The following is a 21,104-nucleotide window of genomic DNA, read 5'->3' on the forward strand; positions in this document are numbered from 1 at the left end:
CGAGCATGACGGCACAAGGGCCCGGATCAGACCGCCTGATCCACCTTCTCCTCCTGCGGGGCGGCCGGGGCCGCGACGGGCAGCGGGCGCATGACCACGGCCGTCAGGGCCGCCGTGAGGGCCACGAGAATCGCTCCGACCACGGCCGTGACCTGCAGCGAGGCGGTGAAGGCAGCCCGCGCGGAGTCGAGCAGCGCGGTGGCGGCCGGATCGGACAGCCGCGCGGCGGCGGCGGCCGCGGCGCCGAGCGTGTCGCGGGCCTCCTCCCCGATCCCGGCCGGCACCCCCTCGGGCACGGCCATCCGCGCCCGGTACACGGCCGCCGCGATCGAGCCGAACACCGCCAGCCCTAGTGCGCCCCCGAACTCCTGCACCGTCTCCGACAGGGCGGAGGCCGCCCCTGCCCGCTCCGGCGGGGCGGAGCCGACGACCATGTCGGTGCCCAGCACCATGAGAGGCGCCGCGCCGAAGAAGAACAGCACCTGCGCGGTCACCACGAACGCCAGCCCTGACGTCCCGTTCGCCGCCGCCATCAGGCCCATGCCGGCCGCGGACACCACCAGGCCACCGGCCATGACCGACCCCGGCCGGACCCGCCGGGCCAGCGCCGGCGCGGCGGTGAATCCCAGCACGAGCGAGGCGGCCTGCGGCAGCGACCACAGTCCCGCCTGCAGCGGCGTCAGGCCGGCCACCAGCTGCAGGTACTGCGCGGTCAGCAGCATGATCCCCGGCCCGACCAGGATGACCAGCATCAGGACGCCCAGCGAGGCGCTGAACCGGCGCTCGGCGAACAACGCCAGGTCCAGCAGCGGGTCCGCCAGCCGCCGCTGCCGCCGGACGAACACCGCGCCCAGGACGACACCGGCCACGACGGCCGCCGCGGGCCCAGCGCCGAGCCCGTACGCGGCGATCTCCTTGATCCCGTAGATGGCCGAGATGACGGCGGCCAGCGAGAGCGCCACGCTGACCAGGTCCAGCCTCCCCGGGGCCGGATCACGGTACTCCGGCAGCAGCCAGGGCCCCGCCACCAGCAGCACCGCCATCACCGGCACGCCCAGCAGGAACACCGACCCCCACCAGAAGCTCTCCAGCATCGCCCCGCCCACCAGCGGCCCGATCACCATGCCACCGGTGAACCCGGTCATCCAGAGGCTGATGGCCACCGTCCGCTGCGCGGGGTCGCGGAACATGGTGCGGATCAGCGACAAGGTGGAGGGCATCAGCGTCGCGCCGGCGATGCCGAGCAGCCCGCGGGCCACGATGAGCAGGCCGGCGCTCGGCGCGTACGCGGCCAGAGCCGACGCCACGGCGAACGCGGTCGCACCGATCAGCAGCAGCCGTTTGCGCCCGATCCGGTCGCCGATCGCCCCCATGGTGATGAGGAATCCGGCGATGAGGAACCCGTACACGTCGTTGATCCACAACAACTGGGACGCGCTGGGCCGCAGGTCGGCGCTGAGCATCGGCACGGCCAGATGCAGCACGGTCACGTCAATGGACAGCAGCAGGGTCGGCAGGATGAGCACGGCCAGACCGGCCCACTCCCGGCGTCCCGCTCGGATAGCCACGTTTTCCGTCATGGCCCCGACCGTAGGAACTCAACCAAGCTTGAGGTCAAGTGCCTCGACTTTGCATGCAATGTATGCAATCCTGTGGGGCATGCAGACCGACGTGGCGTGCAGCCGCCTGCGGGAGCTGATCCTCGACGGTTCCTACCCGCCGGGCGCGCGGCTCACCGAGACGGAGGCCGCGGCGACCCTGGAGATGAGCCGCACCCCGGTGCGGGAGGCCCTGCGGATGCTGGCCGCCGACGGCCTCGTCCGCCCTGCCGGGCGCGGCGTGGTCGTCGTGGCGCTGGAAGCAGGCGACCTGGACGAGGCCTATCAGGTGCGCGCGGCACTGGAGGCGCTCACCGCCGAGCTGGCCGCGGCCCGCCAGCGCGAGGGCCGGATCGCCCCGGCGGACCTGCGGGCGCTGCGCGAGGTCGCGACGCTGACCGCGACCGCCACGGCCGAAGGGCGCCTGGCCGACGCCGTGCGGCTCAACCGGCGTTTCCACCGCACGATCGCGGAGCTGGCGGGCAACACGATGGCCCTGCGGGCGCTGGAGCGGATCTGGGACCAGATCCAGGTGTCCACCCTGCACTCGCTCGTCCCGCCGTCCCGGCCGGCGCACGTGTCAGACCAGCACGAGCGGCTGGTCGCCGCGATCACCGGCGGGCGCCCCGAGGAGGCCGCCGCCATCGCCCGCGACCATGTCCTCGACACCCGCATCACCGCCCGACCCGACAAGGAAGAGCACACATGACCCGCCTGCACACGTACCCGACGGTTGTGACCTGGACCGGCAACAAGGGCACCGGCACCAGCGGCTACCGCGACTACGGCCGCGACCACGAGCTGTCGGCCGACGGCCCGCCGGTCATCCCGGGCAGCTCCGACCCCGCCTTCCGCGGCGACCCGGCACGCTGGAACCCGGAGCAACTGCTGGTCGGCTCGCTGTCGCAGTGCCACATGTTGTGGTTTCTGCACCTGTGCTCGACGGCGGGCGTCGTGGTCACCGCGTACGTCGACCGCGCCGTCGGCACCATGGCCGAGACCGCGGACGGCGGCCACTTCACCGAGGTCGTCCTGCGCCCGGAGGTCACCGTGGCCGCGCCCGAGATGGCCGAGACGGCCATGCGCCTGCACACCGACGCCCACAAGGCCTGCTTCATCGCCTCCTCGGTCAACTTCCCGGTGCACCACGAGCCCGTCGTCCGCGTTCAGGACGCCGGGGCCTCGTAGTCCAGCCCGAGCCTCGGGGCGATCTCCCGCAGGCACTCCTCGAAGACCGGCTCCAGATCCGTGTAGGCGAAGTCGAGCTGGTTGAGCACTTCCATGCACAACAGCCCGTACAGCCTGATCCAGCAGGACAGGAAGCCGCGGGCGCAGGTCCACGGCGTGCTGGAGAGCGAATCGCCGGAGCACGACCCGCCCATGCCGGGCCGCACGAGCTGCGCCGGGTGCATCGGGCGGGGGCGCCCGCCGCCTCCTCGCGCACGCTGCTCGCCGCCGTCGCCGAGCTGGCCCTGCCGGGCGACGCCGGAGCCGCCTACCTCGCCGGCGAGGCACGGACGTGCCAGATGATCAGGGACTATCTCGTACGCGAGCGTAACTGGCCGCGCGCCTCCATCAAGGTCAAACCGTTCTGGACGCCGGGCAAACGCGGGCTGCACTGAATATTCGTTTGTGCAGGAGGTTCACGGTGATCAGGCTGAAGGCATGCCTGCACAGTCCTCCAGCGAGTTGCTGGGCTTCCCGCCGGACGCCCGCCTGCTGATCGTCAACAACGACGACTTCGGCATGTACCGGGATGTCAACGAGGCCGTCGTCCGCTCGATCGAGGAGGGGATCGCGGCCTCGTGCAGCCTGATGACGCCGTGCCCGGCCGCGGGCCACGCCATGGGCTTGCTGCGCGACCGGCCGGAGCTGCCGTTCGGCATCCATCTGACCCTGGTGTGCGAGCTGCCCGGCCGCCCGTGGGGGCCGCTCGCCGACCGGGAGAAGGTGCCGTCGCTGCTCGACGGGACGGGCGGACTCTCCACCCACGAACGCATCCCCGAGCTGCTCGCCCGCGCCCGGATCGACGAGGTCGAGACCGAGTTCCGCGCCCAGATCCACGCCGTGCTCGACGCGGGCCTGGCGCCGGCTCATCTGGACTGGCACTGCCTGGCCGACGGCGGACGGGAGGACGTGTTCGAGCTGACCGCGGCCCTGGCCGGCGAGTACGGTCTGGCGGTGCGGGCCTGGCTGGACCCCGCCCGCGCGGTGCTGCGCGGCCGCGGCCTGCCGGCGATCGATCATGATTTCCTCGACAGCTTCGCCCTGGATCTGGAGGGCAAGGAGGCGGCGTACGCGCGGCGGCTGCGCGACCTGCCGCCGGGCCTGAGCGAGTGGGCGGTGCATCCCGCGCTGGGAGGCGAGGAGTCGCGCACGGTCGATCCGCAGGGATGGCGGGTACGCCGGAGCGACTACGCGTTCCTCACCTCACCCCAGGCACGCGAGCTGCTGCGGCGAGAAGGGATCACCGTGATCGGCTACGACGTCGTCCAGCGCGCCTGGACGGGGTGACACTCAGGCCACGGACACCCAGGCCAGCGCGGCGGCGTCGTCACGGAGAACCATGATCAGAAGAGTGGCGACCAGCGTGGCGATGAGCAACCAGCTGATCAGGATGATGACCGTCGAGCGGCGCGGCCGTCGCCGGCCTTCGGACTGCCCCGTCGACCTCGCCTCGCTGCGGCGGACCCGCTCGTTGAACGACTCCAGCCGTGCGACGAGTCGCGGATCGTCCTCGACGAGGTGCTGCTCAATCTGGGCCAGCATCCGCTCCTCGTCCTGCGACCAGGCCATAGGTGCACCTCCGGAACGCAAGCTCTACGGCGTCTTTCTGCCCAACCATGAAGATCATTAGCCCCAGCCTGACTAGGTAATTGCACCCTCTTTTCAGTTTGCGATCAAGCTCGAACTTTTGTTCTAATCAAGGTATGCGCTGGGACAACCTGCGCCTGACAGGCCCTGATGAGAACGATCCGACCGTGCCGCTCTTCGCGCGCGGCGCGGTCACCCGCACCTTCGACACGCCCGAGTTCAAGGGCATGACCTTCTATGAGATCAGGGCCCGATCCATCATCAATCGCGTGCCGGCGGCGAGCCGGGTGCCGTTCGAGTACACGATCAACCCCTACCGCGGGTGCAGCCACAGCTGCATTTACTGTTTTGCCCGAAAAACGCACGAATATCTGGATTTGGATGCCGGAGCGGACTTCGACTCCAAGATCGTCGTCAAGGTCAACGCCGCCGAGCTGGCCCGCAAGGAGCTGGCCGCGCCCCGCTGGGGCGGCCACCACATGAGGGGCCGTTTCCCCGTCGCGATGGGCACCAACGTCGACTGCTACCAGCGTGCCGAGGGCCGCTACCGTTTGATGCGCGGCATCCTGGCCGCGCTGCGCGACGCCGCCAACCCGTTCTCGATCCTCACCAAGGGCACGCTGATCCTGCGCGACCTCGATCTGCTCACCGAGGCCGCCGACGTGACCGAGGTGGGCGCCAACGTGTCGGTCGGCTTCGTCGATCCGGGGATGTGGCGGGCGGTCGAGCCCGGCACGCCCAATCCGCGCCGGCGGCTGGAGGTCTGCGCCACGCTCAACGACAACGGCATCGCGTGCGGGGTGCTGATGGCGCCCGTCCTGCCCTATCTCACCGACTCCCCCGCTCAGCTCGAACGTACGGTGAAGGAGATCGCCGACGCGGGCGCCACCCACATCGCCCCGATCGTGCTGCACCTGCGGCCGGGGGCGCGGGAGTGGTGGCTGGGCTGGCTGTCGCGGGAGCACCCCCGCCTGGTGCCGCGTTACCTGGAGCTCTACGGGCGCGGGGCCTACGCGCCGAAGGCGTACCAGCAACGGATCACGTCGCAGGTCAAGGAGCTGGCCGATCGCTTCGGCGTCGGCCGCGCCACCCCGGCCATGGCCCGCCGCCTGCCACCCCGCCCCGCTCCTGCCCCACCGGCCCCGGAGCAACTCCGCCTCCTCTGACCGCGTCCGGTCGCCGGTCCGCCGCAACCCGCGCGCAAGAGCGCCACGCCGCCCACAGGTCATGCCCCCGCATGCGCATCCGGCGCGTACCGGCCCAGGCCCGGCCACCACGCCGCAGGCTGCGACGCCGCCACCGTTAAATCGCTCGCATCCGCCCGACCCCCGATGGCACGATGGCCGGGACCTGCAGACCGACTACCAGGAGCATGCGATGCGAGGCCGCCTCGAAATCTCCCAGCGCCCCATTGGCACGAGAGTTCTCGAGGGCTCCACCACACATGCACATCCTGAACATCGGCATCCTCGCGCATGTAGACGCGGGCAAGACCAGCCTCACTGAGCGGCTGCTGTTCGAGACCGGCGTCATCGACCGGCTCGGCAGCGTCGACGAGGGCAGCACACAGACCGACACCGGCGAGATCGAACGCCGCCGCGGCATCACGATCCGCACGGCCGTCGCCTCTTTCACCCTGGGTGACCTGCGGGTCAACCTGGTGGACACGCCCGGCCACGCCGACTTCGTGGCCGAGGTGGAGCGGGCGCTCGGCGTGCTCGACGGCGCCGTCCTGGTGGTGTCGGCCGTCGAGGGCGTCCAGCCGCACACCCGGGTCCTCATGAAGACCCTGCGCAAGGTGCGCCTGCCCACGCTGATCTTCGTGAACAAGATCGACCGGACCGGCGCCAGGGAACGGGAGGTGCTCGCCGACATCCGCCGGCGGCTCTCGCCGTACAGCGTGGCGCTGAACACCGTGCGGGACATCGGCTGCGCCGCCGCCACGACCCACGGCCTGCCCGCCGAGCGGGTGGAGGAGGCGGCGGAGGTCCTGGCCGAACGGGACGACGACCTGCTGGAGTCGCTCGTGGACGGCAAGACCCCCGACCTGGAGCAGGTACGCGCGGTGCTGGCCCGGCACTGCGCCGACGGGGTGGCGCATCCGGTCCTGTACGGCTCCGCGATCACCGGCCAGGGTGTCGGCGACCTCCTGGACGCCATCGCCGGCCTGCTGCCGCCGGTCCACCGGCCTGACGGGGACGACGACCGTCCCGGCACCGCGACCGTGTTCGCGATCGAGCGTGCCCCGTCCGGCGAGAAGGCCGCCTACCTCCGGGTCCGCGCAGGGGTGCTGCGGCCGCGCGAGCACCTCACTTTCCACCGCGCCCGGCACCAGGGCGGAGCCTACGACGGCCGCCTGACCGCGCTGACCGTCGCCGGGGCGCCGGAGCAACGCCAGGCGATGGCGGGCGACATCGCCAAGGTCTGGGGCGTGCCGGAGATCCGCGTCGGCGACCATGTCGGCGAGCCGCCCCCGGCCGACCGGGGACGGCACTTCAGCCCGCCCAGCCTGGAGACGGTCGTACGCCCCCGCGTGCCCGGCCACGAACCCCGCCTGCACGCCGCCCTGCTGACGCTCGCCGAGCAGGACCCCCTGATCGCCACCCGCACGCTGGCCGGCGGCGAGACGTCGGTCCTGCTCTACGGGGAGGTGCAGAAGGAGGTCATCGGCGAGACCCTGGCCAGGGAGTTCGGCGTCGAGGCGGTGTTCGAGCCGAGCCGCCCCGTCTATTTCGAGCGCCCGTCCGGCACGGGCGAGGCCGTGGAGGAGATGCGCAACGGGCCCGGCGAATTCATGGCGACCGTCGGCCTGCGCGTGGAGCCGGCCGCGCCGGGCTCGGGCGTCGGCTACCGGCTGGAGGTCGATCTCGGGTCGCTGCCCCTGGCCTTCCACCGGGCGATCGAGGAGAGCGTGCGCCTGGCGCTGCGGGACGGCCCGCACGGCTGGCCGGTCACGGACGTCATGGTCACGCTGACCAGGACCGGCTACGACGCGCCGGTCACCGTGGCGGCCGACTTCCGCGGGCGTACGCCGATCGTGCTCATGCGGGCGCTGCGCCGGGCGGGCACCACGGTGTACGAGCCGTGCCACCGCTTCGAGGTGGAGGTCCCGCTGGAGACGTTCAGCGCGGTCACCGGCGCGCTGGCAGCGCTGGGCGGCGAGCTCGACGGCACGGTGCGGCGCGACGACATGTGGGTGATCACGGGCGAGCTCCCGGCGGCCGTGGTGCACGAGTTCGAGCAGCGGCTGCCGGGCCTGTCACACGGCGAGGGCGCGTGGTGGTCCGAGCCCGCCGGAGACCGGCCCACGAGATAGGCGGAATGTCGGTTTTCGGCGTTAGATGGGTATTAACGACTTTGGTGTACCAATGGGGGGCACCTCGTCCGCACAGGGGGATTTCCATGGCAGACACGAAGAAGAAACCCGCCGCCAAGTCGGGCAAGTCGAAGCGGCAGGCCATCAAGACCAACAGGCAGGCCAAGGAGACGAAGAAAGAGACCAGGAAGCCTTCGGACGAGGGATGACCTGGAGCCGGCGGGCGGGCGGCGCGGGCCGCCCGCCCGCCGGGTGACATGATCGGACAGCCGGGGCAGTGTCTCACTGGCCGGGCACGAGCCGGCGTGGCCGCGACCGATGTCCTCGCTTCGCCGCGGATCCGTCGCCGCCCCCTGCTGTCCGATCGACCGTGGAGCTGCTGCCATGTCGGCCTACCTGCGCTTCCCCGCCGTCTTCCACGACGTCGTCGTCTTCGCCGCCGAAGACGACCTGTGGATGGTCTCCGCCCAGGGCGGACGGGCCTTCCGGCTGACCGCCGGGCTGGCCGAGGCCGGCTATCCGCGGATCTCGCCGCGTGGCGACCAGCTGGCGTTCGTCGGCCGCGAGGAGGGCCCGGAAGAGGTCTACGTCATGCCGGCCGACGGCGGCGCGGCCCGCCGGGTCACCTTCCACGGGGCCCGGTGCACGGTGACCGGCTGGGACCCCGAGGGCCGCGTCCTGTACGCCAGCGACGCCGCCCAGCCGTTCGAGGGCCGCGGATGGCTGCACCGGGTGGCGCCCGGCGGGGTGCCGGAGCGGCTGCCGTACGGCCCGGCGAACTCGATCGCCTACGGCCCCGGCGGCATGATCGTGCTCGGCCGCAACACCGCCGACCCGGCCCGCTGGAAGCGTTACCGCGGCGGCACCGTCGGCGACCTGTGGATCGACCCGAGCGGCGCGGGCGAGTTCCGGCGGCTGATCAGGCTGCCCGGCAACCTCGCCTCGCCCTGCTGGAGCGGCGGCCGGGTGTGCTTCATCTCCGATCACGAGGGCGTCGGCAACGTCTACTCCTGCGATCCCGACGGCCAGGACCTGCGCAAGCACACCCACCACGACGACTACTACGCACGCAACCTGTCCGGCGACGGGCACCGGCTGGTCTACCACGCGGGCGCGGACCTCTACCTGCTCGACCCCGGCGAGCGGCCGCGCAGGCTGGAGGTGCGGCTGGCCAGCGCGCGCACGCAGCGCAACCGCCGCTTCGTCGAGGCCTCCGACTACCTCGACAACGCCACGCTCAGCCCCGACGGCAGCGCGCTGGCGATCACGGCGCGCGGCAAGGCGTACGCGATGGCCAACTGGGAGGGCCCGGTCCACCAGCACGGCGCGGAGGACGGCGTGCGCTACCGGTTCCTGACCTGGCTCAACGACGGCCGGCGGCTGATCGCGGCGGCCAGTGACGACGGCGACGAGGAGAAGCTGGTGATCCTCGAAGGCGGCGAGGGCGGCCCCGGCACGGAGGTCGCCAGGCTGGGCCGGATCAACGCACTCGTCCCCGACCCGGCGCACGACCGGGTGGCGATCGTCAACCACCGCCTCGAGCTGCACCTGCTCGACCTGGCCACGGGCCGCTCCGACCTGATCGAGGCCAACCCGCACGGCTCGCCCGAGGACCCCGCCTGGTCGCACGACGGGCGGTGGCTCGCCTACGCGGCCCCGCTCAACGCCCAGACCAGTGCGATCAAGCTGCACCACCCGGAGACGGGGCTGACCATGCAGGCCACCGAGCCGGTGCTCAAGGATTCGCGGCCGGCGTTCGACCCGCAGGGCCGCTACCTGTACTTCATCGGCCAGCGCACCTTCTCCCCCGTCTACGACCAGCTCCAGTTCGACCTGGGTTTCCCGCTGGGCACCCGCCTGTACGCGGTGGCGCTGCGCGCCGACGTGCCGGACCCGTTCGTGCCCGAGCCGCGCCCGCTGGAAGCGAAGGACGACGAGGACGACGGCGAGGAGCCGGAGCCGCTGCGGGTGGACGTCGACGGGCTGGCCCGCCGGGTCCGGACCTTCCCGCTGCCCGAGGGCCGCTACGAGCGGGTGGCCGGGCTCAAGGGCAAGGTGCTGATCCTGGCCAGCCACACCGAGGGCGAGAACACGCTGCATCTGTACGACGTCGCCAAGGCGAGCAAGGAGACGTTCGCCGACGGCGTCACCGACTTCGAGCTGGGCCGCGACCACAAGACGCTGCTGTACCGGACCGGCTCCCGGCTGCGCGTGGTCAAGGCGGGCGAGGCGCCGGACGACGAGGACCGTACCGGGCGCGAGAGCGGCTGGGTCGACCTGTCGCGCGTCAAGGTGTCGGTGGTCCCGGAGGCGGAGTGGCGGCAGATGTTCCGCGAGGCGTGGCGGCTGCAGCGGGAGAACTTCTGGACCGAGGACATGGCGGGCGTGGACTGGCCGGCCGTGTACGAGCGGTACCAGCCGCTGGTGGACCGGGTCACGACCCGGGGCGAGTTCTCCGACCTGCTGTGGGAGCTGCACGGCGAGCTGGCCACCAGCCACGCCTACGAAAGCGGCGGCGAGTACCGTCCCGGGCCGGACTACTCCCAGGGCAAGCTGGGCGTGGACTGGGACTATCGCGACGGCGTCTACCACATCCGTTCCGTGGTCACCGGCGATCCGTGGGACCCGAAGGCCACCTCGCCGCTGAACCGGCTCGGCGTGGACGTACGTCCCGGCGACGCGGTCCTGGCGATCAACGGCGCGCCCATCGGCGCGGCGGCCACCCCCAACGAGCGCCTGGTCAACCAGGCCGGCGAGGAGGTCGAGCTGACGCTCCGCCGGGAGCAGCGCGTCTTCACGGTCACCGTGCGGGCGATCGCCGACGACCAGCCGGCCCGCTACCGCGACTGGGTCAACCTCAACCGCGCCCGCTGCCACCAGCGCTCCGCCGGCCGGGTCGGCTACCTGCACGTCCCGGACATGGGGACGGACGGGTTCGGCGAGTTCCACCGAGGGTTCCTGGCCGAGTACGACCGGCACGCGCTCATCGTGGACGTGCGCTTCAACGGAGGCGGGCACGTGTCGGCGCTGCTGCTGGAGAAGTTGTCGCGGCGCCGGCTCGGCTACGACTACCCCCGGTGGGGGGCGCCGGAGCCGTACCCGCCGGAGTCGCCGCGCGGGCCTCTCGTGGCCATCACCAACGAGTGGGCGGGCTCCGACGGCGACATCTTCAGCCACACCTTCAAGGTGCTGAAGCTGGGCCCGCTGGTCGGCAAGCGCACCTGGGGCGGGGTGATCGGGATCTGGCCGCGGCACCAGCTCGCCGACGGGACCGTGACGACGCAGCCGGAGTTCTCCTTCGCCTTCGACGACGTCGGCTGGCAGGTGGAGAACTACGGCACCGACCCGGACATCGAAGTCGACATCACCCCGCAGGACTACGCGCGGGGCGTGGACACGCAGCTGGAGCGGGCCATCGACGTCGCACTCGAGCTGCTGGCGGAACAGCCCCCGCACACCCCCGATCCCTCACATAGGCCGCGAATGCAACCTTAGGGGTTTAGCGGGCGTCTAACGATCAGTGGTGGGGAAAGCGCATAGGGGATGAACGGTGCACTCCACCAACGCGAGACAATGGCCGATGGCAAAGGCGTGACTCTTGCCGTCGGCCACGTGTGTTGTTGACGTCTTCGGTCCTAAGGGGGACTTGTCAGGTGCGCGCACTGGCACGCAAGGGAAAGTCGGCCGCGGTCCGGCTCTATCGGGGGTACAACCGGCGCAAGATGCGCAACGCGCCGCCGCCCTCCACCCAGCAGGTACGCATCCTGCTGCTGCACGCCTACGGCATGGGCGGCACCATCAGGACCGTGTTCAACCTGGCGAGCTACCTGGCCAGAGAGCACGATGTGGAGATCGTGAGCATCCTGAAGGAGGCCGAGGAGCCGTTCTTCCCGATCGACCCGCGCGTCAAGTTCCGCTTCCTCGACGACCGGCTGAACCCCAGTCCCGACCCGCTGCGCGCGATGTTGTCGAAGCTGCCCAGCAAGTTGATGCCCAAGGAGGAGACGGCCTACCACCGCTTCAACCTGTGGACCGACCTCAAGCTGACCCGCTTCATCCGCTCGCTCGACACCGGCGTGCTCATGGCCACCCGGCCGGGGCTCAACCTGGCGATGGCCCAGTTAGCGCTGCCGGGCGTCATCACGATCGGGCAGGAGCACGTGGCGCTGCGCACCCAGGCCGAGCCGATCCAGGAGCTCATCAAGTGGCGCTACCGCCGGCTCGACGCCCTGGTCACGCTCACCAAGGCCGACCTGCGCGACTACCGGGAGACGCTGCCGAAGAAGCCTCGTAAGCTGGTCCGGATCCCCAACGCCGTGCCGCCCATGACGGGTGACGTGGCCAAACTGGACGCCAAGGTCGCCATCGCGGTCGGCCGCATGACCCGCATCAAGGGCTTCCACCGGCTCATCACCGCCTGGGAGACCGTCGCCGCCGCCCACCCCGACTGGAAGCTGCGGATCTTCGGCGCCGGTCCGCAGGAGGACAACCTTCGCCAGCAGATCATCGACGCCGGGCTCGAGGGCAAGGTCGAGCTGCCGGGCCCCACCTCCGATGTGGGCGCCGAGCTGGAGAAGGCCTCCATTTACGTGCTCAGCTCCCGCCACGAGGGTTTCCCCATGACGATCCTGGAGGCCATGGCCAAGGGGCTGGCGATCGTCAGCTTCAACAGCCCGCACGGCCCCAAGGAGATGATCACGCACGAGGTGGACGGGTTGCTGGTCAAGCCGCGTACCAACGCCAACCTGGCGGAGTCCATCAACCGGGTCATCGAGGACGAGCAGCTGCGCAGGGACCTGGCCTCGCGGGCGCTGGAGACGGCCCACACCTACGACGTGGACGTGATCGGGCAGAAGTGGGACGCGCTGCTGGCCGAGCTCCTGGCCCGCCGCACCGGAACGTACGTCAAGCCGGATCCCCCGCAGGTCACACCCCAGAGCCCGTCAGCTCCACCGGCTCAGCGATGACGTCGACCAGCGCCCCGTTGCGGTAGACGGTGATCGGCAGCGGCCGCCCGATGGCGTCGGCGAACATCAGCCGCTGCAGGCTCTGCGCGTCGCCCACAGGGGTACGTCCGGCGCTCAGCACCAGGTCGCCCGCCCGCAGTCCGGCCCGGTCTGCGGGCGAGCCCGGCACCACCTCGACCACGCGCAGCGCCCCGTCCTGACCGGTCCGCCGCCGCAGCTGCTCGGGCAGCGGCGCGGGCGAGGTCACCAGTCCCAGGAACGCCCGCCTGACCCGGCCGTCCCTGATCAGCGCGGCGATGATGGAGCGGGTCGTGCTGTTCATCGGCACGGCCAGCCCCACCCCGACCCCGGCCACGGCCGTGTTGATCCCGACCACCCGCGCCTGGGAGTCGGCCAGCGCCCCGCCGGAGTTGCCCGGGTTGAGCGCCGCATCGGTCTGGATCACGTCCTCGATCAGCCGCACATTGGACCCGCTCCGCGCGGGTAACGACCGGCCCAGCCCCGACACCACCCCGGCCGTCACCGACCCGGCCAGCCCGAGCGGCGTGCCCACGGCCACCACCAGCTGCCCGACGACCAGCTCGTCGCTGTCACCGAGCACGGCGGGCGCGGGCGTGGCCGTCTGCGCCCTGATCACCGCCAGATCCGACAGCGGGTCGCGTCCGACCACCACGAAGTCGCCCGAGGTGCCGTCGGCGAACGCGAGCGTGCCCGCGCGCGAGGAGCCGACCACGTGCGCGTTGGTCAGCAGGAACCCGTCGGCCGTGAACACCACCGCGGACCCGCTGCCCCGGCCGGCCCGCACGCTGGCCACTTTCGGCAGCAACTCGGCCGCCACGGAAGAGACGACGCGCGAGTAGGCGTCGAGGTGATCCGCCATTACGTGCACTCCTTTGCTTACAGGATTACACGCTAACTCCACCCTGGACCAGTGCGCGCCGCTCGGAAATCGCCACCGGTCCTTCGCGAAGGCCCGTCCACCGCCACCCGCCTGGGCGAGCGGCTCGGCCGCCTGACCGGCGGGAGGTCACCGGGGTGAGTCGATCCTCGCCTCGCCCACCGCGACCGGCCGCTCCCCCGAGGCGGCCGTGGCGCGCGGCAACATCGCGGCGACCTCGCGCGCCAGGTGGGGATCGGCCCGGAACGCCGCCACGATCGCCAGCTTCAACGCCCTATGGCTGGGCCCGTCGTCCGGCTTGGCCTCGGCCACCGCCTCGATCACCGCTTGGGACGATGCGTCGCCGCGGCCGAACACACGCTGCAGGATGCGGGCGCCGCGGGCGACGGGAGTGTCGGCGGCCAATTCGCTGGTCTTGGCCAGCACGCTGACGCCGTAGGCACCGATCGCCGAGGTGACGAAGGGCATGACGTCGTTCGCAGTGTCCATGGAGACCCTCCCCGAGGTCTTGATGGATTGAACGTGATGGTAGCCCGGATGGTTCCGGCGGCGACGGCATTACGCTGTCGGATGTGCCTGCTCCGTACCTCACGCTGAAGACCGTCGTCGAGCACGAGACCGAGGTGCGGCGATCTCGCTTCATCTGCGCCGTGGCGCCCGCGCGCAGCGTGGAGGAGGCGGCGGCGTTCATCGCCGGGCGGCGCCGAGAGCACGCCGACGCCACCCACAACTGCACCGCCTACGTCATCGGGCAGCGCGTCCAGAAGGGCGACGACGACGGGGAGCCGGGCGGCACCGCGGGCACGCCGATGGTGCAGGCCCTGGTGGGGCGGGGGTTCAGCGACGTGGTGGCGGTGGTGACCCGCTACTTCGGCGGTGTGTTGCTGGGGGCGGGCGGGCTGGTGCGCGCCTACGGGTCGGCGGTGACCGAGACGCTGGACCGGGCCGAGCCGGTGCGGATGGTGCCGGCCAAGCGGGTCCGCGTCTCGGTGGCACACGATCAGGCCGGGCGGGTGGAGAACGACCTGCGGGCCTCGCGGCACGCGGTCGAGGACGTGGTGTACGCCAGAGACGTCACCTTCGCCGTGGCGGTGGGCGAGGACGAGGTGGCGGCGTTCGCCGACTGGGTGGCGACGTTGACGGCCGGGCGGGCCCGCGTGGACGTCGGCGAGGACGTCCACGTCCCCGCCTGACAGGAGCCCGCCCCGCCGCCGAGCGCGCCCCTCCCGAGCCCGCTTCCTTCGCCGAGCCCGGCCACGCGCCTGGCGCGGGGCCGGGCCGGGTCAGCCCTCCAGCGCGTATTGCATGACGCGGAACTTGGCCTGCGCTTCGGCCAGCTCGGCGGCCGGGTCGGAGTCGCCCATGATGCCGCCGCCGGCGAACAGGCGGGCGCGGCGGCCCCGGATGAGCCCCGAGCGCAGCGCGATGCCCCACTCGCCGTCGCCGTGGGCGTCGATCCAGCCGACCGGGCCGGCGTACCCGGCCCGGTCCATGCCCTCCAGCTCGCGGATGACCTTGATCGCGGTGTCGGTCGGCGTGCCGCCGACGGCGGCGGTGGGATGCATGGCCGCGACCACGTCCAGCACCGACGCCCCGTCGGCCAGCCGGCCGCTGACGTGGCTGGCCAGGTGCTGGACGTTGGGCAGCACGAGCAGCTCGGGCTCGTCCGGGGTGGTGAGCGATGAGCACAGCGGGGCCAGGGTCTCGCGGACCGAGGCGATCGCGCATTCGTGCTCGTAGCGATCCTTGGCCGAGGCGAACAGCGCGGCCCCGCGGGCGAGGTCGTCGGCCGCGCTGATGCCGCGCGGGGTCGTGCCGGCCAGCACGAGCGACTCGATCTCCTGCCCGGTGCGCCGGATCAGCAGCTCCGGCGTGGCGCCGACCAGGCCGGCGACGGAGAACGTGTAGCACTCGGGGTAGCGGCGGGCCAGCCGGTCCAGCAGCAGGCGCACGTCGATGGGGTGTTCGGCGGTGGCGACGAGGTCGCGGGCGAGCACGACCTTCTCCAGCTCGCCGTCGCGGATGCGCCGGGCGGCGCGGGCGACGACGTGCTCCCACTCGGGTGCGGTGAGGCTGCCGTCGCCGTAGCTGATGCGGCCGGGATCGCGCAGGTGGGAGACGGTCTGCAGCGGCGCTTCCCCGATGGTGGTCATCCAGGCGCGGCCGTCGCGGCGGGCCAGCACGGCCTGCGGCACGACCAGAACCGAGCCGTGGGCGTCCTCGTCGAAGGTGAAGCTGCCGAAGGCCACGGGGCCCCAGCCGGGCGTGCGCACGGCCTCGTCGACGTGGGCGTCGCCGAACACGCCGGCCAGCCACTGCCGGGCCCAGGCGAACCGTCCCGGACCCGGTGGCACGACGACTTTGGCGGCCTGGCCCCAGCCGATGAGCCCTTCGCCGTTCCTGATCCACGCGTACGGCGCCGTACTTGGCAGGGAGGCCAAGGAGGCCAGCAGGTTACCGGGATCGCCGACAGGTGTGGTGCGAACCGGCAGCGGGCGGATTGTTCCGAGCGCGACACTCACTCAAGACATGCTATTCGCGACCTGAACATGTTCGACTCGGACCCCCGTGAATGCCACGTTACGGCCAGCGAACCCGGAAAAAACCGGACACCCCTGGAGATTGGGCTCACCCTGATCGTCTTCGGGCTGTCAAGCGGCCATATGAAGACGGTCCTGAAATGACAGACCTTGCCTCGACGCCATAGTCCGCGCATGATCAGCTCTCTACCTTGGGGCCATGATCGCTCGCCTGGGCCCCGTCCTCGCCGCGGCCGTCGTCCTTTCCGCGTCCACCCCGGCGCAGGCCGCCGGGGCTCAGCCCGTACCCGAGGTCATGGCCGCGCTCGGCGACTCCGTCTCCACCGGCTTCAACGCCTGCGGCTGGTACGTCTCCTGCACCTCACGCTCGTGGTCGGCGGGCGACCACCGGGAGATCAGCAGCCACTACCTGCGTCTGTCGAAATTGTCTGGAACGCTCCACAAGCACAACCTCAACTTCGCCGTGCCCGGCTCCACCAGCGCCGACCTGCTCGGCCAGGTGAAGAAGGCGGTCGCGGCCAAGAGCGACTACGTGACGATCCTCATCGGAGCCCAGGACGCCTGCGCGCGCACCGAGCAGGCCATGACGCCGGTCGCGACCTACCAGCGCAGGCTGGAGGCGGCGCTGGCCGAGCTGCGCGCCGGCATGCCCAGAGCCAGGGTGCTCATCGCCAGCATCCCCGACCTGCGGCGGCTGTGGCAGGCAGGCAGGCACAACCCGCTGGCCAGGACGTTCTGGACGCTCGGCCGCATCTGCCCCACGATGCTCGCCAACCCGTCCTCGACCAAGCGGGCCGACACCGAGCGCCGCAACCGGGTACGCGAACGGGTGATCGCCTACAACCGGGCCGCCGCCCAGGCGTGCGCCGCGTACGGTCCCCGCTGCGACACCGACGGCGGCGCGGTGTTCACCTTCCCCTTCACCCTCGACCACGTCAGCAAGTGGGACTTCTTCCACCCGAGCACGGCCGGGCAGCGGGCGCTGGCCGAGCTGACGTTCAAGAACGGCTTCGACTGGATCGACCCGCGATAGCCCCGTTGTCCTGCGTCAGCCGCCTCGGCCCTGTTCGCGGCGAGGTGCGGAAAGCAGGGCCGGCCGCTAACGGCACTGCGCCAGCATCGTCTTCTTGTCGGCGGCGGTGACCGGCATGTTGTACTTGAACGCCACCTGCGCGAAGCGGGTCACGTACGCACAGCGGATGCGCCGCTGCGGCGGCAACCAGCTCGCCGGCCCTGACGCGTCCTTCTCCTCGTTGGCGTCGCCGTCCACCGGCAGCAGGTTCAGCGGATCCTGGGCGAAGTCGAGCCGCTTGGACATCGGCCAGCGCGGCGCGCCCATGCGCCAGCCGTAGTTCAGCGGCACCACGTGGTCCACCTGCACCTCGTCGGGGTTGTCCTTGTGCCAGTAGATGGTCCTGCCGGTGTAAGGGTCGTCCAGGGTCATCGACACGACCTCGCAGGAGGAGCCCTCCCGGTAGGTCACGTCGCGGCCGTCGCGGGCCAGCAGGTCGTCGCGGGTACGGCACCCGTTGCGCGCGTACGGCACGCCGGTCGCCGTGTCCGCCCAGTTCTCCCCGTACCGGGTGCGGGCGTAGCCGGTGTTGGGGCCTAAGCCCTTCACGCGTAACCGCTGGATGACGTCGCGCGCTTTGGCCTTGTCGGCGTCGGAGACGATGGGTGCCAGGCCGGGCAGCGTACCGCTGACGTTGCTCAGCGGGCTGGCGGCGGTGGCCGGCGGGGTCTTGGTGGTGCCGACGAAGGAAGCGACGATGACGGCTCCCGCGAGAAGGGCGATGGCGTCCTTCGTGCTCAACCGGTCCTCCGTGACGCGCTTGCCAGTTGTCTAGAGAAATTCCCGGGTTCTACCGTTTTGACACGGGGAGGGTTATGTGACTGATCCTCTTGCACTGGCCGGTGCCGGCGGGGGCAACGGCCCGGTACGCGCGCTGTCGGCGGCCTGCCGCAGGCCCGGCTCTGACCCTGTTTCGTCCGCACGCATAAAGCCCGGAGGACGGACGCCCTCCGGGCCTCGGCGCGCCCCGGGTAATAATGGCCCGCTCAACAACACGCCGGACGCTTTTACAATGTAGATCAAAGGCTATCCCCCCAGCCTCTCGCGTCAGGCCTTTTCTACCTCCGAGCGCGTCTGGGGTATCGCCCTAAACCATCAAATTCCGGTCATTGTCGTTTCAGCTCGTGCGCCAGTTCCTCCAGCTCCGCCCCGCCCGCCATGAGCGAGGTCAGCGCCTGCGGGGTGATGTCGGCCTTGGCGTACTCGCCCATGCTGGTCCCCCGGTTGAGCAGCAGGAACCGGTCCCCCACCGGATAGGCGTGATGCGGGTTGTGGGTGATGAACACCACGCCGAGCCCGCGGTCGCGGGCCCGGGCGACGTAGCGCAGCACCACGCCCGCCTGCTTGACGCCCAGCGCCGAGGTGGGCTCGTCGAGGATGAGCACGCGGGCGCCGAAGTGGACGGCCCTGGCGATGGCCACCGACTGGCGTTCCCCGCCGGACAGCGTGCCGACCGGCTGGTCGACGTCGCGGATGTCGATGCCCATCGCCTTCAGCTCCTCGCGGGCCACCCGGCGGGCCGTGGCCACGTCGAAGGCCAGGCCCTTGGTCGGCTCGGAGCCGAGGAAGAAGTTACGCCAGACCGACATGAGGGGGATCATCGCCAGGTCCTGGTAGACGGTGGCGATGCCGCGGTCGAGCGCGTCACGCGGGCTGGAGAAGCGCACCTCCGCGCCGTCCACCAGCAGGGTGCCCGTGTCATGCTGGTGCACCCCGGCGAGGATCTTGATGAGGGTGGACTTGCCCGCGCCGTTGTCGCCGAGCACGCAGGTGACCTGCCCGGCCGCCACGCCCATCGACACGTCGCGCAGCGCCAGCACCGAGCCGAACGTCTTGCCGATGTCCCGGGTCTCGAGGATCAATGCCGCACCTCCTCGGCGTAGCGGCGGACCAGGCGGTTGGCCAGCGTCGCCAGCAGCAACATCCCGCCCAGGAAGAACGTGAACCAGTCGGCGTCCCAGCCCAGGAACACGATGCCCTTGTCGGCCATGCCGAAGATGACCGCGCCGATGGCGGCCCCGATGGCCGAGCCGTAGCCGCCGGTGAGCAGGCAGCCGCCGATCACGGCCGCGATGATGTAGATGAACTCCTGACCGATGCCGATGTTGGCCTGGACCGAGGTGTAGCGCAGCGCCAGGATCGAGCCGACCAGCCAGGCCGCGAACGCCGTCGTCATGAACAACGCGATCTTCGTACGGGCGGCCGGCACGCCGACCGCGCGCGCCGCCTGCTCGTTGCCGCCCACCGCGAAGATCCAGTTGCCGGCCTTGGAACGCATGAGCACCCAGGTGGCCGCCGCGGTGACCAGGATCCACCACACGATCGCCACCCGGAACGACGTACCGCCGAGCTGGATCGTCCCGGCGAAGATCGCGTTCGCGCCCTCGAACCCGTCGGCCCGGCGCAGGCCGCTGACCTGCACGGTCCCGGTGATGGCCTTGGTCACGCCCAGGTTCACGCCCTGCAGCATGAGGAACGTGCCCAGCGTGACGATGAAGCTGGGCAGCTTGGTCCGCGTCACGACCAGCCCGTTGGCGAAGCCCACGGCCAGCGCCACGACCAGGCCCACGAGCATGGCGAGCCACACATCGAACCCGAAGCGGGTGGCGAGGGTGACCAGGATCAGGCCGCTCGTGCCGGTCAGCACGCCCGCCGACAGGTCGAACTCGCCGCCGATCATCAGCAGGGCGACCGCGACCGCCATGATGCCGAGCGTGGCGGCCGGGTCGAGCCAGTTCGCGATCCCGGCCGGCGACCGGAACACCGGCGACTGGACGGCGAAGAACACGAACACCACGACCATGCCGACGACCGCGCCCAGCTCGGGCCGGATCAGCAGGCGCCGGGCCAGGCCGACGCGGGCGATCCGCTCATCGGCCGTGACCGTCATCGGGTGCCGGCCTCGGCCAGCTTGGCCACCTGCTCGGCGTTGTCCTCGGTCACGAACCCGGGCCCGGTGTTGACGGGCAGGCCGCCGCCGACGGTGTTGAGGTTGGCCTTGTACAGGGTGAGGAACGTGATCGGCAGGTAGCCCTGCAGGTACTGCTGCTGGTCCACGGCGAACAGGACCTCGTCCGCCTTGATCGCGTCCACGACGTCCGCCGACAGGTCGAACGTCGCCAGCTTGGCCTGCGATCCCGAGTCCTTGATCGCGTCCCTGGCGGCGATCGCGATGGCCGGGTTGAGCGACAATACGCCGTTGACCTGCTGGTCCGACTGGAGCTTGGCGGTGACCTTGGACGTCACGTCGGCCAGGTTGCTGACGTCCACCTGCAGCCGCTCGACGGTCCCGCCGAGGATCTCCTCGGCGCCCTTGCAGCGCTGGTCGAGGCCGACGTTGCCGGCCTCGTGGATGACGCACAGCAGCTTGGTGACGCCGGCGGCCTTGAGCTGCTCACCCGCGCCGCGCCCGGCCACGTCCTCCGACTGGCCGACGTGCGTCAGGGCGCCGAACGCCTTGGAGGAGTCGGCTCCGGAGTTGATGGTCACCACCGGGATCTTGGCGGTGACGGCCTTGCCGATGGCCTCCTTCAACGCGTCGGGGTTGGCCATGGAGACCACGATGCCGTCCACCTTCTCGGAGACGGCCTGGTCGATGAGCTGGGACTGCTTGGCGGGGTCGCCGTCGCCCTGGTAGGTGACGCGCACCCCGTACTGCTTGCCCGCGGCCTCGGCGCCGTTCTTGACCACGTCCCAGAAGGAGTCGCCGGGCGCCCCGTGGGTGATGACGGCGAACCGGCCGCCACCTGCCTGGGGGGCTGCGGATGACGCGGGTGGGGCGCTCTGCGCGGTCTGTCCTCCGGAGGAGCAGCCGGTCACGACGAGGGCGCCGAACAGGGCCAGCACGATCGGGGTACGTCTCATAGGACACCTCCAAGACCAACGGGCTTGGCCTGGTT

At 71.2% G+C, this 21,104-nt stretch carries 21 protein-coding genes; 11 read left to right on the top strand and 10 right to left on the bottom strand.

What is annotated here, in order from left to right; translation table 11 throughout:
- Nucleotides 1–26 precede the first annotated feature (26 nt).
- Entirely contained in the window at nucleotides 27–1,580 is a 1,554-nt protein-coding gene (locus tag EDD27_RS21515) for an MFS transporter (protein WP_127933995.1), read from the bottom strand.
- Nucleotides 1,581–1,659: 79 nt separating this feature from the next.
- Between EDD27_RS21515 and EDD27_RS21520 the strand changes: the two genes are divergently transcribed.
- Both EDD27_RS21520 and EDD27_RS21525 read left to right on the top strand, forming a co-directional pair.
- A complete protein-coding gene (locus EDD27_RS21520) occupies nucleotides 1,660–2,307 on the top strand; it encodes a GntR family transcriptional regulator (protein ID WP_127933996.1) in 648 nt (215 codons plus the stop codon).
- Entirely contained in the window at nucleotides 2,304–2,786 is a 483-nt protein-coding gene (locus tag EDD27_RS21525; RefSeq protein ID WP_127933997.1) for an OsmC family protein, read from the top strand. Before EDD27_RS21520 ends, EDD27_RS21525 begins: the two co-directional genes overlap by 4 nt.
- Here EDD27_RS21525 and EDD27_RS56785 read toward each other — a convergent pair.
- Nucleotides 2,765–3,010: a hypothetical protein gene (locus tag EDD27_RS56785; protein WP_241564181.1), complete on the bottom strand. Its 246-nt coding sequence runs from the start codon at nucleotides 3,008–3,010 to the stop codon at nucleotides 2,765–2,767. The genes EDD27_RS21525 and EDD27_RS56785 overlap by 22 nt on opposite strands.
- On the opposite strand from EDD27_RS56785, the gene EDD27_RS21535 reads away from it, so the two are divergent.
- Both EDD27_RS21535 and EDD27_RS21540 read left to right on the top strand, forming a co-directional pair.
- The gene (locus EDD27_RS21535; protein ID WP_241564182.1) at nucleotides 3,005–3,220 is read left to right on the top strand and encodes an SIP domain-containing protein; all 216 of its coding nucleotides are present in this window, start codon (nucleotides 3,005–3,007) and stop codon (nucleotides 3,218–3,220) included. The two genes, EDD27_RS56785 and EDD27_RS21535, sit on opposite strands and share 6 nt — an antisense overlap.
- A gap of 43 nt (nucleotides 3,221–3,263) precedes the next feature.
- Nucleotides 3,264–4,112, top strand: a complete 849-nt coding sequence (locus EDD27_RS21540; protein WP_127933998.1) for a polysaccharide deacetylase family protein — start codon at nucleotides 3,264–3,266, stop codon at nucleotides 4,110–4,112.
- Nucleotides 4,113–4,115: 3 nt separating this feature from the next.
- On the opposite strand, the gene EDD27_RS21545 is transcribed toward EDD27_RS21540, so the two are convergent.
- Nucleotides 4,116–4,394: a DUF3040 domain-containing protein gene (locus EDD27_RS21545; protein WP_127933999.1), complete on the bottom strand. Its 279-nt coding sequence runs from the start codon at nucleotides 4,392–4,394 to the stop codon at nucleotides 4,116–4,118.
- A 134-nt stretch (nucleotides 4,395–4,528) separates the two neighbouring features.
- On the opposite strand from EDD27_RS21545, the gene EDD27_RS21550 reads away from it, so the two are divergent.
- From EDD27_RS21550 to EDD27_RS21565, 5 genes are all read left to right on the top strand, one after another.
- Nucleotides 4,529–5,578: an Rv2578c family radical SAM protein gene (locus EDD27_RS21550; RefSeq protein ID WP_127934000.1), complete on the top strand. Its 1,050-nt coding sequence runs from the start codon at nucleotides 4,529–4,531 to the stop codon at nucleotides 5,576–5,578.
- Between the two features lie 278 nt (nucleotides 5,579–5,856).
- Nucleotides 5,857–7,728 carry an elongation factor G gene (locus EDD27_RS21555; RefSeq protein WP_127934001.1) on the top strand — a complete coding sequence of 624 codons (1,872 nt, stop codon included), beginning with the start codon at nucleotides 5,857–5,859 and terminating at the stop codon, nucleotides 7,726–7,728.
- 86 nt (nucleotides 7,729–7,814) lie between these two features.
- Entirely contained in the window at nucleotides 7,815–7,937 is a 123-nt protein-coding gene (locus EDD27_RS57850) for a hypothetical protein (RefSeq protein WP_277750738.1), read from the top strand.
- Nucleotides 7,938–8,112: 175 nt separating this feature from the next.
- Nucleotides 8,113–11,223 carry a S41 family peptidase gene (locus EDD27_RS21560; protein ID WP_127934002.1) on the top strand — a complete coding sequence of 1,037 codons (3,111 nt, stop codon included), beginning with the start codon at nucleotides 8,113–8,115 and terminating at the stop codon, nucleotides 11,221–11,223.
- Nucleotides 11,224–11,381: 158 nt separating this feature from the next.
- Nucleotides 11,382–12,695, top strand: a complete 1,314-nt coding sequence (locus EDD27_RS21565) for a glycosyltransferase family 4 protein (RefSeq protein WP_127934003.1) — start codon at nucleotides 11,382–11,384, stop codon at nucleotides 12,693–12,695.
- Here the strand turns inward: EDD27_RS21565 and EDD27_RS21570 are convergent.
- Nucleotides 12,655–13,575, bottom strand: a complete 921-nt coding sequence (locus EDD27_RS21570; RefSeq protein WP_127934004.1) for a S1C family serine protease — start codon at nucleotides 13,573–13,575, stop codon at nucleotides 12,655–12,657. The two genes, EDD27_RS21565 and EDD27_RS21570, sit on opposite strands and share 41 nt — an antisense overlap.
- Before the next feature lie 147 nt (nucleotides 13,576–13,722).
- Nucleotides 13,723–14,082 carry a hypothetical protein gene (locus tag EDD27_RS21575; protein ID WP_127934005.1) on the bottom strand — a complete coding sequence of 120 codons (360 nt, stop codon included), beginning with the start codon at nucleotides 14,080–14,082 and terminating at the stop codon, nucleotides 13,723–13,725.
- A gap of 83 nt (nucleotides 14,083–14,165) precedes the next feature.
- On the opposite strand from EDD27_RS21575, the gene EDD27_RS21580 reads away from it, so the two are divergent.
- A complete protein-coding gene (locus EDD27_RS21580) occupies nucleotides 14,166–14,786 on the top strand; it encodes a YigZ family protein (RefSeq protein ID WP_127934006.1) in 621 nt (206 codons plus the stop codon).
- A 90-nt stretch (nucleotides 14,787–14,876) separates the two neighbouring features.
- On the opposite strand, the gene EDD27_RS21585 is transcribed toward EDD27_RS21580, so the two are convergent.
- Nucleotides 14,877–16,115 (bottom strand): isochorismate synthase, encoded by a 1,239-nt coding sequence (locus EDD27_RS21585; protein WP_127934007.1) that lies wholly within the window; start codon nucleotides 16,113–16,115, stop codon nucleotides 14,877–14,879.
- A 217-nt stretch (nucleotides 16,116–16,332) separates the two neighbouring features.
- Here EDD27_RS21585 and EDD27_RS21590 point away from each other — a divergent pair, with 217 nt between their 5' ends.
- Nucleotides 16,333–17,166 carry an SGNH/GDSL hydrolase family protein gene (locus tag EDD27_RS21590; RefSeq protein WP_127934008.1) on the top strand — a complete coding sequence of 278 codons (834 nt, stop codon included), beginning with the start codon at nucleotides 16,333–16,335 and terminating at the stop codon, nucleotides 17,164–17,166.
- A gap of 66 nt (nucleotides 17,167–17,232) precedes the next feature.
- Here the strand turns inward: EDD27_RS21590 and EDD27_RS21595 are convergent, their stop codons facing one another.
- The 4 genes from EDD27_RS21595 to EDD27_RS21610 form a co-directional block, all read right to left on the bottom strand.
- Nucleotides 17,233–17,946, bottom strand: a complete 714-nt coding sequence (locus EDD27_RS21595; RefSeq protein ID WP_127934009.1) for an HNH endonuclease family protein — start codon at nucleotides 17,944–17,946, stop codon at nucleotides 17,233–17,235.
- 365 nt (nucleotides 17,947–18,311) lie between these two features.
- Nucleotides 18,312–19,067, bottom strand: a complete 756-nt coding sequence (locus EDD27_RS21600; protein WP_127934010.1) for an ATP-binding cassette domain-containing protein — start codon at nucleotides 19,065–19,067, stop codon at nucleotides 18,312–18,314.
- On the bottom strand, nucleotides 19,064–20,095 hold the full coding sequence (locus tag EDD27_RS21605) for an ABC transporter permease (RefSeq protein ID WP_127934011.1): 1,032 nt from the start codon (nucleotides 20,093–20,095) through the stop codon (nucleotides 19,064–19,066). Before EDD27_RS21605 ends, EDD27_RS21600 begins: the two co-directional genes overlap by 4 nt.
- Entirely contained in the window at nucleotides 20,092–21,069 is a 978-nt protein-coding gene (locus tag EDD27_RS21610; RefSeq protein ID WP_127934012.1) for a sugar ABC transporter substrate-binding protein, read from the bottom strand. Before EDD27_RS21610 ends, EDD27_RS21605 begins: the two co-directional genes overlap by 4 nt.
- Nucleotides 21,070–21,104: the final 35 nt, after the last annotated feature.

The organism is Nonomuraea polychroma (genome assembly GCF_004011505.1).
Taxonomy (GTDB): Bacteria; Actinomycetota; Actinomycetes; order Streptosporangiales; family Streptosporangiaceae; genus Nonomuraea; species Nonomuraea polychroma.